This is a genomic window from Methylobacterium sp. Leaf456 (genome assembly GCF_001425465.1).
Lineage (GTDB): Bacteria > Pseudomonadota > Alphaproteobacteria > Rhizobiales > Beijerinckiaceae > Methylobacterium.
Genome location: NZ_LMQV01000002.1, coordinates 18,103 through 32,400, shown reverse-complemented (window position 1 = coordinate 32,400; position 14,298 = coordinate 18,103). Strand labels below are relative to the sequence as shown.

The window sequence follows — 14,298 nt, the reverse complement described above, 5'->3', positions numbered from 1 at the left end:
TTGGCGTCACCCTCAGGCCACACCCGGGCCGCCCTCACGCCGCCCGCACCTGTTCCAAGAACCCGCCGACTTCCTGCCGGAGCGCCGCCGCCTGCCGGGCGAGGTCGCTCGCCGCGCCCAGCACCTGGGACGAGCCGGCGCTGGTGCCGGTGGCGGCCTGGGCCACGCCCGCGATGGTGTCCGAGACGGTGCGCACGCCGTGCGAGGTCTCGACCGTGGTGCGGGCGATCTCGGCGGTGGCAGCGCCCTGCTGCTCGACCGCGGCGGCGATGTCGCCGGAGATGCGCGCCAACTCGCGGATGGAGCGGCCGATCCCGCCGATGCCGGCGACCGAGGCCTCGCCCGAGGCGGCGATCTCGGCGACGCGCCCGGCGATCTCTTCGGTCGCCCGCGCGGTCTGGCCCGCCAGTTCCTTCACCTCGGAGGCCACCACGGCAAAGCCCCTTCCCGCCTCGCCGGCCCGCGCCGCCTCGATCGTGGCGTTGAGGGCCAAAAGATTGGTCTGGCTGGCGATGTCCGAGATCAGCCCGACGATCCGGGCGATGCCGTTCGCGGCACCCGCCAGCCGCTCGACCTCGGCGGCGGTGCGCGCCGCGTCCGCCTCGGCGCTGGCCGCGGCGTCCGCCGAGGCGACGACCTGGGTGCCGATCTCGCGGATCGAGGCCGACAGCTCCTCGGTCGCCGCGGCGATCGAATCGGAGGCCAGCGCCGCCTTCTCCGAGGCCGCCGCCGCCGAACCGCTGAGCGCGGAGGTGTCGCCCGCGTTCGTACTCATGGCGCGGGCGGCGCCCTCCAGCTGCTGCGCGGCGGCCGAGACCGCGGCGACGATGCCGCCGACCCGCGCCTCGAAGCCGTCGGCCACGCCCATCATCGCGGCGCGGCGGCGCGCGGCCTCCTCCCCGGCGCTGCGCTCGCGCTCAGTTCGGGTGCGGGCCCGCTCGGCGACGCTGTCGCGGAACTCGGCCGCGGCCGCGGCGATGGCGCGCAGCTCGTGCGGGCCCTTCATCGGCACGGCCACATTCGTGTCGCCCTGCCCGATCGCGGTGAGCGCGCGGGCCATGCGGCTCAAGGGGGTGGCGATGGCCGAGCCGAGGGCGAAGGCGAGCGCCACCGAGAGCCCCAGCATCGCCAGCATCCCGGCGGACCAGACCGCGACCGCCCGCTCGGCACGGGCGCGGGCGGCGCCGGCCTCCCGCGCCAGCGCCGCGGTGAGCCGGTCCTCGATGGCCTTGAGGCCGTCGATGCGCTGGGTCGCGAGCCGGAACCAGCCCTTGGCATCGGTGAAGGCCGGCGCCTGCCCCGGCACCGTGCCGAGCGCGATCCCGCGGATGCGGGCAACCTCGCGGGCGGGGTCCGTTGCCTCGGCCGCGTCGAGGGCGCCCGTATCCTCCGCCGGGCTCGCGGCCCGGAACAGCCGGGCATAGGTGTCCTGATCGGCCGACAGCCCGGCGAGCCGCCGGTAGCCCGGCAGATCGAGGCTGCCCGCGGCGAAGACGGCGGAGGCCGCCGCCCGCTCCTGGCCCGCCATCTCCTTGAGCGACAGGAAGGCGGAATAGGCCGAGATCCGCGCGCCCACCGCCGGGTCGGCGGCGATCTGCCCGACCTCGCGCACGAGGTTGAGCGCCTCGCCGATCACGCCGGTATAGAGGGCGAGGTTGGCCGGGACGGTGGTCTCCAGCCGATCGACCGCGCCGCGATGGGCCTCGATCCGGGCGAGCGCGGTGCGCAGCGCCTCGGCCTTGCGGGCGAAATCGGCGCCGCCTTCTGCCGCGTCGAGCGCTGCGGTCAGCTCGGCGCGGGCCGCGTCGGTGAGCCGGCGCTGGGCGGCGAGTTCGGGGCCGAACTGCGCAGCCCTGGAGCCGAGGAACAGCGAGGAGGCGCCGCGCTCCTTCTGGGCCTCGTGCACCATCGCGCTGATCCGGGCCGAGAGGCCGACCAGCGCCTCCATCCGGGCCATCGCCTGGCCTTCCCCGACCCGCTCGTACACCGCCACCCCGGCCGTCCCGGCGAAGGCGAGGCAGGGGATCAGCGCCACGGCGACGATGCGCCCGCGCAGCGAACCGAGAACCCGCCCGCCGAGCATTTTTGCGCCCGGGGAGCGAAGAGCGGAAGATCTTTCGATTGAGGAAGCGGACATCGACGCGCCGGACTTGAGAAAGTTCTGTCGCAGTTGTGATGTCTCTCGGTAAAGAAATGCTTGTTCGGCCGAATTCGCTGCGTGTTGAGCGATTTGCCTGCTTATTATGCTGAAAGATGTAAAAATGGGCAATCTAGAGTGCCTTGGTCCGGACGCTCCATCATTCGATAGCTTTCGGAGGCGAGGAGCTCCGTCCTTGGCTTACGCTGCCGGTCCCAACGAACACGGAACCCGGCGGGACCAGCCGTCTTGAAACGCGAGGCGGCGCGCGACGGGAGACCAGCATGGCGGCATCCGAAGAGGGCGGCGCGATCGGCGACGGCAGCGGACGCTTCGACCTCCATGCCATCGCCCACGGCCTGCCCGAAAGCGCCGCGACGCTGCTGGTCGATGCCTACCTGTCGGACCGCCCGGCGGCGAGCGTGCGGGTGTTTCGGGTCTATCGCCCGACCCCGCCGCACTATCACGCCACCTGCGACGAGGTGCTGGTCTGCCTCTCCGGGCGCGGCACCTTCTGGATGGGCGACGCCGCGTCCGAGGCCGAGTTCGGCCCCGGCCACCTGCTGCTGTTCGACCGCAACACGGTGCACGCGCTGCCGAAGATTCTGGAGGAGCCGCTGGTGTTCCTCTCGGTCGACACCCCGCGCCGGGCGCCCACCGACATCGTGTTCGTGAACCCGGAGGACGGGACGCCCGCGACCTTCATGGCGCGCAATGCCGAGGGCGGTGCCGCGTAGCGCCGGGCCGCTTGGCTCCCCATGTCGCGGATGGCCCATTCTCGCGGAGGTGCCGCCGGATGATCCCTGCCCTGCTTGCGCTGACCGCCGCCGCCCTGTTCACGGGGGCGGCCGTCTACATCACCCTGGCCGAGCAGCCGGCCCGGCTGCTCCTGCCCGATGCCGCCCTCTTGGTGCAGTGGCGCCGCGCCTATGCCCGCGGCCTGCCGATGCAGGCGGGGCTCGCCGTGATCGGTTTCGTCCTCGCTGCGGGTTCATGGTGGCTGACCGGGCGGGCGGGCTTCCTCATCGGCGGGCTCGTGCTGGTGGCGAACTGGCCCTACACGCTTGTGGCCATCATGCCGGTCAACAAGCGGCTGGAGGCGGTCGAGCCGACCCGGGCCGGGCCGGAGGCCCGCGCCCTCGTCGTCCGCTGGGGCCATCTCCACGCAGGACGGAGTGGGCTGGGCGCTCTCGCGACCCTCATTCTGCTCGGGACGCTGGCGACGTGATCGGCGTTGCCGTCGTACCTGTTCCGTTCTAGTGGTTTCGCGCTGCCCGGAACCCATCTGCGTTCCCGTAACCTGTTCCCGCGTGGCACGGCTTCGTCCGTGCGGCACAGTCTCGCTCGCCCGGCCGCACCCGGCGCCGTCATCTTGGCTCGACCGTCAGAGAATTCTTCGCCCATGGCCAAAGCCAAAGCCCGCAAAGCCGAGACCGCGGTCAGCAAAGGGGCCGGCAAGGAACAGCAGGCCGATGCCCGCCTCGCCGCGATGTTCGACGCGGCGCCCCCGGCGCGCGACACCCGCGTGATCTCGGTGCGGGGCGCGCGCGAGCACAATCTCAAGAACGTCGATCTGACGATCCCGCGCGACAGGCTGGTGGTGTTCACCGGGCTGTCGGGCTCGGGCAAGTCGTCGCTCGCCTTCGACACGATCTACGCGGAAGGGCAGCGCCGCTACGTCGAATCGCTCTCGGCCTATGCCCGCCAGTTCCTCGAGATGATGGCCAAGCCCGATGTCGATCAGATCGACGGGCTCTCGCCCGCGATCTCCATCGAGCAGAAGACCACCTCGAAGAACCCGCGCTCGACGGTCGGCACCGTCACCGAGATCTACGACTACATGCGCCTGCTCTGGGCGCGGGTCGGCATCCCCTACTCGCCCGCCACCGGCGAGCCGATCGAGAGCCAGACCGTCTCGCAGATGGTCGATCGTGTGCTGGAACTGCCGGAGAAGACGCGGCTCTACCTGCTCGCGCCCGTGGTGCGCGGCCGCAAGGGTGAATATCGAAAAGAAATCGCCGAGTTCCAGAAGAAGGGGTTTCAGCGGCTGCGGATCGACGGCGAGTATTACCCGATCGACGACGTGCCGAAGCTCGACAAGAAGCTCAAGCACGACATCGACGTGGTGGTGGACCGCATCGTCGTGCGCGCCGACATCGCGAGCCGGCTGGCCGACTCGTTCGAGACGGCGCTGGAGCTTGCCGACGGCATCGCCGACATCGAGTTCGCCGACACGCCGGAAGGCGAGACCCCGAAGAAGATCACCTTCTCGTCGCGCTTCGCTTGTCCGGTCTCCGGGTTCACCATCCCCGAGATCGAGCCGCGGCTGTTCTCGTTCAACAACCCGTTCGGCGCCTGCCCGACCTGCGGCGGCATCGGCCACGAGATGCGGATCGATCCCGAGATCGTCATCTCGGATTCCGCCCTGTCGCTGAAGCGTGGGGCGGTGGGGCCGTGGGCGAAATCCACCTCGCCCTATTACGACCAGACGCTCGATGCGCTGGCGCGCCATTTCGGCTTCAAGACCACGGTCGCGTGGTCGGCGCTGCCGGCCTCGGCCAAGCAGGCGATCCTCTACGGCACCGGCACGGAATCGGTGCGGTTCGACTACAACGACGGCCTGCGCTCCTACTCGGTCAACAAGCCGTTCGAGGGCGTCATCCCGAACCTGGAGCGGCGCTACAAGGAGACCGAGAGCGACGCCTCGCGCGACGAGATCGGCCGCTTCATGAGCGCCACGCCCTGCGAGGCCTGCGGCGGCAAGCGCCTGAAGCCCGAGGCGCTGGCGGTGAAGATCGACCGGCAGGATATCGGGCAGGTGACGGCGCTCTCGGTGCGCGAGGCCCACCGCTGGTTCTCCGAGATTTCCTCAAGGCTCACCGACAAGCAGAACGAGATCGCGGTCCGCATCCTCAAGGAAATCCGCGACCGGCTGACCTTCCTGGTCGATGTCGGCCTCGAATACCTGACGCTCGCCCGCGGCTCCGGCTCGCTGTCGGGCGGCGAGAGCCAGCGCATCCGGCTCGCCTCGCAGATCGGCTCGGGGCTGACGGGCGTGCTCTACGTCCTCGACGAGCCCTCGATCGGCCTGCACCAGCGCGACAACGAGCGGCTGCTCGGCACCCTCAAGCGCCTGCGCGATCTCGGCAATTCGGTGATCGTGGTCGAGCACGACGAGGACGCGATCCTCCAGGCCGACTACGTGGTCGATGTCGGGCCGGGCGCGGGCATCCACGGCGGCGAGATCATCGCCCAGGGCACGCCGCAGGAGCTTCTGAAGGACCCGGCCTCGCTCACCGCGAAATACCTGACCGGCGAGATGTCGGTGCGCACCCCCAAGGTCCGGCGCGATCCGGGCCGCGGCACCCTCACGGTCGTCGGCGCGCGCGGCAACAATCTCAAGGACGTCACCGCAAAAATCCCGCTCGGCACCTTCACCTGCATTGCCGGCGTGTCGGGCGGCGGCAAGTCGACCCTCATCATCGACACGCTCTACAAGGTGGCGGCCAAGCGTCTGAACGGCGCGCTGGAGCATCCGGCCCCCCACGATTCGATCGAGGGGCTGGAGCATCTCGACAAGGTCATCGACATCGATCAGTCGCCGATCGGCCGCACGCCGCGCTCGAACCCGGCGACCTACACGGGCGCCTTCACCCCGATCCGCGACTGGTTCGCGGGGCTGCCCGAGGCCAAGGCCCGCGGCTACCAGGCCGGGCGCTTCTCGTTCAACGTGAAGGGCGGGCGCTGCGAGGCCTGCTCGGGCGACGGTGTCATCAAGATCGAGATGCACTTCCTGCCCGACGTCTACGTCACCTGCGACGTGTGCAAGGGCAAGCGCTACGACCGCGAGACGCTGGAGGTGCGCTACCGCAACAAGTCCATCGCCGACGTGCTCGACATGACGGTGGAGGAGGCGGCCGAACTCTTCAAAGCCGTCCCGACGATTCGCGAAAAAATGGAGACGCTGGCCCGCGTCGGCCTGCACTACGTCCGCGTCGGCCAGCAGGCGACGACGCTGTCGGGCGGCGAGGCGCAGCGGGTGAAGCTGTCCAAGGAGCTGTCGAAGCGGGCGACCGGCCGCACGCTCTACATCCTCGACGAGCCGACCACCGGCCTGCACTTCCACGACGTCGCCAAGCTGATGGAAGTGCTGCACGAACTGGTGGATCAGGGCAACACGGTGGTGGTGATCGAGCACAACCTGGAGGTGATAAAAACCGCCGACTGGGTGATCGACATGGGCCCCGAGGGCGGTGACGGCGGCGGCCGCGTCGTGGCGCAGGGCACGCCGGAGCAGATCGCCGCGAGCACGGCGAGCCATACCGGCCGCTTCCTGCGCGAGGTGCTGGCCCGCCGCCCCGCCGCGCCGGCCAAGGCGAAGCCCGCCAAATCGTCCGCCAAAGCCGTGCCCGAGAAGGCCGCGGCGCGGCGCGGGCCGGGCGCCGGCCGGGGTCGTCAGGCGGCCGAGTAGCCGCCGAACCCGGGCGGCGCGCCCGACGATTCGCCGCCCGATTCCCCGCGCCGACCCGTCGCCGGACCCCGTGCTCGTTTGCTGCGCTGCGGGACATCCCGCGCGCCTTGCGCAATCGACCCGCCCGGTCTGCCGGACCTGCCCGCCCCTGTGCCGCGCCCAACGGCTTGATCGAGCTTGGCTATTTCCCTTATCCAACCACCCGGTCGCCCGGGCCGGCATCATGGTCGATCAGTAAGACATCGTTAAGGAATCCGTTGCCCCGCAGCGAAAATGCGGCTTTTGCGCAACGGTATGACCCGAACTGCCGAGATTGCGGGCAATCCCCTGTCATTCGGAGCCGGTCTGTAGAATAGTTCCCGTCGTCGAGACTTGAGGTGCGGCCGTAAGGGGGCGTCGGCATCGGGCCGGTTCGGTCCCGCTCCACAGAGAGCGGGGGTCGATCCGGGGATGCGGGGGCTACGGGGCGGACGCCTGAAATCCTTGGGAAGGAACGAGAAAATGATGAAGAACTGGCTCGCCGCCGGCGCCATCGCGCTGACGGCCGGAATGACGACGACCGTTGCGCAGGCCCAGACCACCACGGTCCCCGGCGAGCAGGTCGGCCTCGCGGTCGGCGCCCCGCTGCCGGAAGGCATCTACGCCATCAACACCTTCACCTACGGCGGCCGTGACCAGGGCGCTCTGGACGTCGGCGTGAACATTCCGATCCTCGTGTGGGCGACCCCGTGGGTCCCGTTCGGCGGTCGTCTCGAGTTCGTCGTCGCTCCCCCGACCGTGTTCGGCTTCGGCAAGAACAGCGGCCCCGGCGGCATCCGTGACTTCTCGGTCAACGTCGGCACCTTCGTCGGTGGTATCTGGGCGTTCGACCTCGGCGGCAACTTCGGCGTCAGCGTCCTCGGCGGTGTCTACCTCAACGAGGCGAACGGCGACCGCGGCGTGGCCCGCTTCAACAGCGGCGCCGTGGCCGTCAACCCGGTCCTGCCGTTCCTGGCCTCCAACACCTACCGCTTCGGCGTGGCCGGCAGCTACACCGGCGACGGCTGGAACGCCACCGCCAACCTGACCTACAACTTCTACGACTCGCCGGCGACCTTCAGCGGCAACAACACCTTCGGGACCCGTGGCCCGTTCAACATCTCCGACGCCCTCAACCTCGACCTGACCGCGACCAAGAAGTTCGGCAAGTTCGAGATCGGCGCCATCGGTTACGGCACGGTCAACCTCGACCCGAACCTGCTGAACCGCGTCGGCGATCTGGGCTCCGGCCGGATCGGTCGCGGTGGTCGCTTCCTCCTCGGCGGCCTCATCGGCTACGACTTCGGCGCCTTCACCACGCAGTTCTACGTGGCCCGCACCGTCGCCCGCACCGCCGACTCCTTCGACTCGACCGAAGGCTGGTTCCGCGTCGTGGCCCCGCTCTACACCCCGCCGGCCGCCGTGGCCGTCGCCCCGGCCCCGCTCATGCGCAAGTACTGATCCGAACCGGGGACGCCGCACGGCGTCCCCACGCCCGAACGGGCGAAAACCGTCCGGCCGCAAGGCCGGGCGGTTTTTCGTTTTGTCTTTTGTCTTGCGCCTCGGTGCCACGGGCGCCGGCCAGGGCAGGGCACCTCGCGCATCGCTTGAGGATGCGGCGCTTGGGCGTTGATTTAACTAATAAAAATCGAAAAAATTACTCCGGGATCAGCTTGCCCGAATAGACCACCTGCCCCGTCGGCTGGCCCGTGGGCGAGCCGCCCGGCGGCTCGACCGAGACCGCGAGGGTGGCGCCCTCGGTGGCCCCGGCCTCCGGGGGCAGGGCGAGGCGGGACGGCGCGGTGCCGACGAGGCCGAGCGGCCGGGGCGCGGCGCCCGCGCCGACATACCAGAGTTCCAGGCTGCGGCCCTCGGGGGCGCGGGCGGCGAGGGGGCGCACCCGCACGGTGCCGTCGGCGGCATCGACGCTGACGATCAGCGCCGGCAGGTCGCCACCGCTCGTCACCACCGCGACCGAGCGCCCGCCCGGCGGCGTCGGCCGCAACGACCCTGTAAAGGTCAGGGCGAGCCCGGCGGCGGCGAGCCCGGCCGCCCCCGCCGCGACGGTCGCGCGGCGCCAGAACCGGACTTTTCGAACGAGGTCGTGCAGGTGGTCGTCGTTGGCGGCGGTAGGAACTGCCTCCCCCTGCCCCGCCCGACCCGACGGCAAAGCCGCGGCGATGCGCCCCCACACCTCGGGGCCGGGCGCGACCGGCGGCACCGCCCGCGCCAGGGGAAAAAGCCGCCGCTCCCAGGCGCGCAGGGCCGCCTCGGTCGCCGGATCGACCGTGCGCTCCAATTCGAACGCCGCCCGCTCGCCCGCATCGAGGGTGCCGAGCACGTATTCGGCGGCGCGCATCTTTCGCGCGTCGTCGCTCTCCCGGCCACTGCTCTCCTTGCCGCTCATGCGCCCGGCTCCAGGCAGGATTTCAGGGCGGCGAGCGTCCGGTGCAGCCAGGTCTTCACGGTGTTGACCGGACGGCCGTAGCGCGCGGCCAACTCCTCCCGCGACCAGCCCTCACAATAGGCCAGCACGACGCAGTCGCGCTGGGTCGGGTCGAGCCGGGACAGGCACGCGACCAGGGCGTCGCGATCGAGGATCGCATCCTCGCCGCCGCCCGGCGCGGCGAGCCGCTCCCAATACGCTTCGCCGGCCTCGCCCGACGGCATCGTGACCTCGCTTCGGCGGCGCATCCCGTCGATGGCCCGGTTGCGCGCGATGGCACACAGCCAGGGGAGCGGCGCCCCCGCCGCGGGCGCATACGATCCGGCCGCGTGCCAGATCCGCAGATACACGTCCTGAAGCACGTCCTCGGCCAAGCTCCGATCGCGCTGGATACGCAGGATGAGGCCGAGAAGTTTCGCCGCCGTGCGTTCGTAGAGCGCCCGGAGCGCCGCCTCGTCCCGCCCGGCGATTTCACGGAGGAGACCCGCGAGGATCGCGTCCTCGCCGGACCCATCACGCGGCGCCACGGCCGGCTCCTGTCTCGGTCGGCGATGCGTGCGGCATGCGGGCTCGGGCTCGTTCGTCCGGCGGAAACGTTGCGGGCAATCTATCGGAGGGAAACCGCGCGCGCCATCGATCGGGCGGCGTCATCCCGCGCCATCGCGCACACCGGAAGCGCGCGGCAGGCGGCTGTCGGCGGCGAGGCCGTCGCCTATCTTGTTCGGGGCAACGGGGACGTCGCGGGAGAGGGAGCGCATGGCCGCGCACGGCGAATTCAGGATCCCGGCCGCCCAGCAGCCGAAATCGGGCGACTACGCCTACGATCTCGAACGGGCACTGACCTCGGTGGTCTCGCTGTCCTCGCGCGTGCCGGCGGAGGCCTTCACCGCCGAGACGCTCGGCACCGAGCGGGCCGGCAACGGCGTGGTGATCCGCGAGGACGGCCTCGTGCTCACCATCGGCTACCTCGTGATCGAGGCCGAGACCGTCTGGCTCACCACCCATGACGGGCGCTTCGTGCCCGCCCACGTCGTCGGCTACGACGCGGTGACTGGCTTCGGCCTCGTCCAAGCGCTCGGCGATCTCGGCCTGACCGCTTTGCGGCTCGGCTCCTCGGCCACGTTGCGGATCGGCGACCGCGCCGTGATCGCGGGGGCGGGCGGGCGCGGGCACAGCCTCGCGGTCGAACTGGTCGGGCGCCAGGAATTCGCGGGCTACTGGGAGTACGTCCTCGACGAGGCCCTGTTCACCGCGCCCTCCCACCCGCAATGGGGCGGAACCGCCCTGATCGGGCCGGCGGGCGACCTCGTCGGCATCGGCTCGCTCCAGCTCCAGCAGGGCGGCCAAGCGGGGGCGCGGGCGATCAACATGGTGGTGCCGATCGAGCTCTTGCCGCCGATCCTGTCCGACCTCGAGAGCCGCGGCCGGGCCGACCGCCCGCCCCGGCCCTGGCTCGGCCTCTACGCCACCGAGACCGAGGACGGCGTCGTCGTGATGGGCCTGACCGACACCGGCCCGGCGGAGGCCGCGGATCTGCGCCCCGGCGACGTGCTGGCGGAGGTGGCGGGCGAGCCGGTGGCGGATCTGGCGGGCTTCTTCCGGCAGGTCTGGGCGCTCGGCGAGGCCGGCGTGCGCGTGCCGCTGACGATCAACCGCGACGGCCGCCCGCTGCGCCTCTCGCTGACTTCGGTCGATCGCGAGCGCTTCCTCGTGGGACCCAAGCTGCACTGAAGCCCGGCTGAGCGGTTCCGACGCAGGCCGCCCGGCACCGGCTCCGCTTGCGCTCATGTTAAGAGGGTTTACACTCGATCCATTGTCGGCAGGGTCTTCCCGGGCGCCAGCGGCTGAGAGACCTGCGCGCTCCGCCTGAACGGACATGGAGTGCTCTTTGCCCCTCTTCGTCGGCCCCCCGATCTGCCCCGAACTGCCCGCAGCCTACCGTGTACTGGTCCTGAGCGCGAGCGGACACATCCTCTTGAGCGAATCGATCTCTGCGAAAAACGACGGCGAGGCCGTGGCGCAGGCGCGCCGACGTGCCGGCGCCGCCAGCGTCGAGTTGTGGGACGGCGTGCGCTTCATGGAGCATTTCCCGCCCCTGCTCGAACCGGCGAGCTGATCCGGGGGTCCCCGCGTCAGGGAGGCTTACGTGCCGCGCTGCTTCTTCGACCTGTCCGACACTGAGGCGGCCCGGCGCATCTACAGCGCCTCGATGGTCCTGCAGGGCGTGCGGTTCGATTCCGCCGCACACTGAGCCTCGGCCCGAACCGGGCCGGCCTCGGCCGACGCGCCACAAAATCCCAAAAACTATTGCGGGCGTCGGAATCCGGCGAGTTCGACGACGCCGGCCGCCTCCCGCGGGCTGATCCAGCGGGGCAGAGCCGGGCAGGACAGGGTGATCCGCAGGAAGACCACGCCGCGGCAGCCCTGCCACAGCTCGGCCGGCAGCACGGCGGCACCGTCGGTCCAGCGCCAGCGCGCCTCCCCTTCTCCGTCGAGCGGATGGAAGCCGGCTCCCAGGCGCGGGTCGTCGAGGGCGATCCGGCGCTGGCCGGTCAGGCCGTCGTCGATCGTGAGGGCGGCCAAAGCCACGCCGAGCCGCCGCCCGTCGCCGGAGCCCGGCAGGACGTGGGCCGGCACGCTGGTGTCGCTGACGAGGCGCACCTCGCGCGCCTCCGTCGGCAGCACGAAGCGGACGACGAGGCCATCGATGTCGGGCTGGATCGCCTTCCCGTCGGCCGTAAGGTGCAGCCCGGCCAGCGACGCCTCCGACAGACGCCAGCCGAGCGAGCGGGCACGGTCCGCCAGCCGGGTGCGCAGCACCTCGATCATCACGCCCTCCTCGTGGATCGGGCGGCAGGCGCCGGTCGCCGCCAGCCGGATCGCGGCTTCCGACGGCGCGGCGTGGCCGTCTCCGGCCGCGGTGAAGAAGCGGCGGTGGCCGGTGTCGCGGCAGCTCTCGACGGGCTGGCCCTCGGCCAGGAGGATGTCGTGGCCGGCGAGTTCCACGTGCCAGTAGGTGACGCTCTCCAGAGGGACCCGGGCGAGCGTCGTGCCGTTGACGAGGCGCCGGGCCGGGATCAGCACCTCGCCGAGCACGTCGAGGCAGAGGCCGTGGTCGGGGGCGACGAGGAGGTCGCGCTCCGGGCGGCCTTCGCCGAAGGCGTGCGCCGCGATGCGCACCGGCTGCAACTCGGCGCGACCGTGGCAGGAGACCGTGCGCTCACCGATCCAGCGGATCGGGCGCTGCAGGCCGCCCGCGGTCACCAGGAGGGTGCCGACGCTCAGCTCCTCCACCGCCATCGGGCCGTCCACGGTCGCGAGGCAGGTGCCGGCGACGAAGCTGCTGAAGGCGTGGGGCGGGCCCGCTTCGGCGACGGGGGCGGCCTCGGGGGCCGTTTCCTCGCGATCCGATTCTTGCCGTTCCGATTCTTGCCGTTCCGCGTCCGTGCCCGCCTCCGCGGCGTCGCCCTCGGCCTCGGCGACCGGGGGGATCGCCGCGGTGTCGCTCTGGTCCGCCCCGGCGACCGTGTCTGCGGGGGGATTCGGATGGGGGCCGTCCGACATGATGCGATCCCGATGCGGCCCGGTGCATCGCCGGGCCCTCCTCTCCCAGCGATGACGCCCCTGGCCCGCCCTGACAAGGCACGGCTGTGTCAGCGGCGGCGATTCCGCCGCCGCGCGCGCTTTTCGGGCAACGGCATCCCCTTCCCCGCATCGAGCGCCGACGGCCGCGTCCGCGGGCATCGTGGCACACGGGCCGCATTGATCGCGGGCGCGCAAGATTCTATCCCGTCGCGATGACGGACCCGATCCATATCGTCGGCGGCGGGCTCGCCGGCTCCGAGGCCGCCTGGCAGATTGCCGAGGGCGGCGGGCGCGTGGTGCTGCACGAGATGCGGCCGCAGCGCGCCACCGAGGCCCACCACACCGACGGCCTCGCCGAACTCGTCTGCTCGAACTCGTTCCGCTCGGACGACGCCAACGGCAACGCGGTGGGCCTGCTGCATCAGGAGATGCGGGCGCTGGGCTCGCTGATCATGCGCGCGGCCGACGCCAACCAAGTGCCCGCGGGCGGGGCGCTGGCGGTCGATCGCGAGGCCTTCTCGCAAGGCGTCACCGCCGCGCTCGAAGCGCATCCGAACGTTCGAATCGTGCGCGAAGAGGTCGCCGGCCTGCCCCCCGAGGAATGGGGCCCGACCATCCTGGCCACCGGCCCCCTCACCTCCCCGGCACTCGCCGAGGCGGTGGCCGCGCTCACCGGCAAGGACGCGCTCGCCTTCTTCGACGCCATCGCCCCGATCGTCCACCGCGACTCGATCGACATGGGGCGTGCGTGGTTCCAGTCGCGCTACGACAAGGCCGGGCCGGGCGGCACCGGGGCCGACTACCTCAATTGCCCGATGGACCGGGCGCAGTACGACGCCTTCATCGCCGCGTTGATCGCGGGCGAAAAGACCTCGTTCAAGGAATGGGAGGCCACGACCCCCTATTTCGACGGTTGCCTGCCGATCGAGGTGATGGCCGAGCGCGGTCCCGAGACCCTCCGCCACGGCCCGATGAAGCCGGTGGGGCTCACCAACCCGCACGATCCGACGGTGAAGCCCTGCGCCATCGTCCAGCTCCGCCAGGACAACGCGCTCGGCACGCTGTTCAACATGGTCGGTTTCCAGACCAAGCTGCGGCACGCCGAGCAGGTGCGCATCTTCCGCACGATTCCGGGGCTGGAGAACGCCGAGTTCGCCCGCCTCGGCGGCCTGCACCGCAACACCTACCTCGATTCCCCGCGCCTGCTCGATGCGACCCTGCGGCTGAAGGCGCGGCCCGCTCTGCGCTTCGCCGGCCAGATCACCGGCTGCGAGGGCTATGTCGAGAGCGCCGCGGTCGGGCTGATGGCGGGCCGCTTCGCATTGGCCGAGGCCGCGGGGCAGACGCTGGCCCCCCTGCCCCCGACGACGGCGCTCGGCGCCTTGATCGGCCATATCACCGGCGGCCATGTCGAGGCGGACGCGGAGGCCGGGGCCAACGCGCCGCGCTCGTTCCAGCCGATGAACGTCAATTTCGGGCTGTTCCCGCCGCTGGAGCGGATGCCGCGCAACGAGACCGGCAAGCGCCTGCGTGGTCCCGAGAAGGCAGCGCTCAAGAAGCGGGCCCTGACCGACCGGGCGCGGGCCGACCTCGCCGCCTGGCTCGGCGACGGCGAGGCCCCGCTGCGGGCGGCGGAGTAGC

Annotated in this window: 11 protein-coding genes; 7 read left to right on the top strand and 4 right to left on the bottom strand. The window is 71.3% G+C overall.

Going from position 1 to position 14,298, the window contains the following annotated elements; translation table 11 throughout:
- Positions 1-34 precede the first annotated feature (34 nt).
- Positions 35-2,083, bottom strand: coding sequence for a methyl-accepting chemotaxis protein (locus ASG52_RS02290; protein ID WP_056238478.1), 2,049 nt, complete (start codon positions 2,081-2,083; stop codon positions 35-37).
- Between the two features lie 338 nt (positions 2,084-2,421).
- Between ASG52_RS02290 and ASG52_RS02285 the strand changes: the two genes are divergently transcribed.
- From ASG52_RS02285 to ASG52_RS02270, 4 genes are all read left to right on the top strand, one after another.
- Positions 2,422-2,874: a cupin domain-containing protein gene (locus ASG52_RS02285; RefSeq protein ID WP_056238474.1), complete on the top strand. Its 453-nt coding sequence runs from the start codon at positions 2,422-2,424 to the stop codon at positions 2,872-2,874.
- Positions 2,875-2,936: 62 nt separating this feature from the next.
- Positions 2,937-3,365 carry an anthrone oxygenase family protein gene (locus ASG52_RS02280; RefSeq protein WP_162249968.1) on the top strand — a complete coding sequence of 143 codons (429 nt, stop codon included), beginning with the start codon at positions 2,937-2,939 and terminating at the stop codon, positions 3,363-3,365.
- Positions 3,366-3,539: 174 nt separating this feature from the next.
- The gene (uvrA, locus tag ASG52_RS02275) at positions 3,540-6,608 is read left to right on the top strand and encodes an excinuclease ABC subunit UvrA (protein WP_056238470.1); all 3,069 of its coding nucleotides are present in this window, start codon (positions 3,540-3,542) and stop codon (positions 6,606-6,608) included.
- Positions 6,609-7,109: 501 nt separating this feature from the next.
- Entirely contained in the window at positions 7,110-8,087 is a 978-nt protein-coding gene (locus tag ASG52_RS02270; RefSeq protein WP_056238467.1) for a transporter family protein, read from the top strand.
- Between the two features lie 196 nt (positions 8,088-8,283).
- Here ASG52_RS02270 and ASG52_RS02265 read toward each other — a convergent pair whose 3' ends face one another.
- Together ASG52_RS02265 and ASG52_RS02260 are read right to left on the bottom strand one after the other, a co-directional pair.
- Positions 8,284-9,033 (bottom strand): anti-sigma factor, encoded by a 750-nt coding sequence (locus tag ASG52_RS02265; protein WP_056238464.1) that lies wholly within the window; start codon positions 9,031-9,033, stop codon positions 8,284-8,286.
- Positions 9,030-9,599, bottom strand: a complete 570-nt coding sequence (locus ASG52_RS02260) for an RNA polymerase sigma factor (RefSeq protein WP_056238461.1) — start codon at positions 9,597-9,599, stop codon at positions 9,030-9,032. The genes ASG52_RS02265 and ASG52_RS02260 overlap by 4 nt, the downstream gene beginning before the upstream one ends.
- Positions 9,600-9,828: 229 nt before the next feature.
- On the opposite strand from ASG52_RS02260, the gene ASG52_RS02255 reads away from it, so the two are divergent.
- Both ASG52_RS02255 and ASG52_RS02250 read left to right on the top strand, forming a co-directional pair.
- Positions 9,829-10,803 (top strand): S1C family serine protease, encoded by a 975-nt coding sequence (locus ASG52_RS02255; protein ID WP_056238458.1) that lies wholly within the window; start codon positions 9,829-9,831, stop codon positions 10,801-10,803.
- A 157-nt stretch (positions 10,804-10,960) separates the two neighbouring features.
- On the top strand, positions 10,961-11,188 hold the full coding sequence (locus ASG52_RS02250) for a hypothetical protein (RefSeq protein ID WP_156383757.1): 228 nt from the start codon (positions 10,961-10,963) through the stop codon (positions 11,186-11,188).
- 188 nt (positions 11,189-11,376) lie between these two features.
- Here the strand turns inward: ASG52_RS02250 and ASG52_RS02245 are convergent, their stop codons facing one another.
- The gene (locus ASG52_RS02245) at positions 11,377-12,636 is read right to left on the bottom strand and encodes a Hint domain-containing protein (protein ID WP_056238453.1); all 1,260 of its coding nucleotides are present in this window, start codon (positions 12,634-12,636) and stop codon (positions 11,377-11,379) included.
- A gap of 233 nt (positions 12,637-12,869) precedes the next feature.
- On the opposite strand from ASG52_RS02245, the gene trmFO reads away from it, so the two are divergent.
- Complete coding sequence (trmFO, locus tag ASG52_RS02240) at positions 12,870-14,297, top strand: methylenetetrahydrofolate--tRNA-(uracil(54)-C(5))-methyltransferase (FADH(2)-oxidizing) TrmFO (RefSeq protein ID WP_056238452.1); 1,428 nt, start codon at positions 12,870-12,872, stop codon at positions 14,295-14,297.
- Position 14,298: the final 1 nt, after the last annotated feature.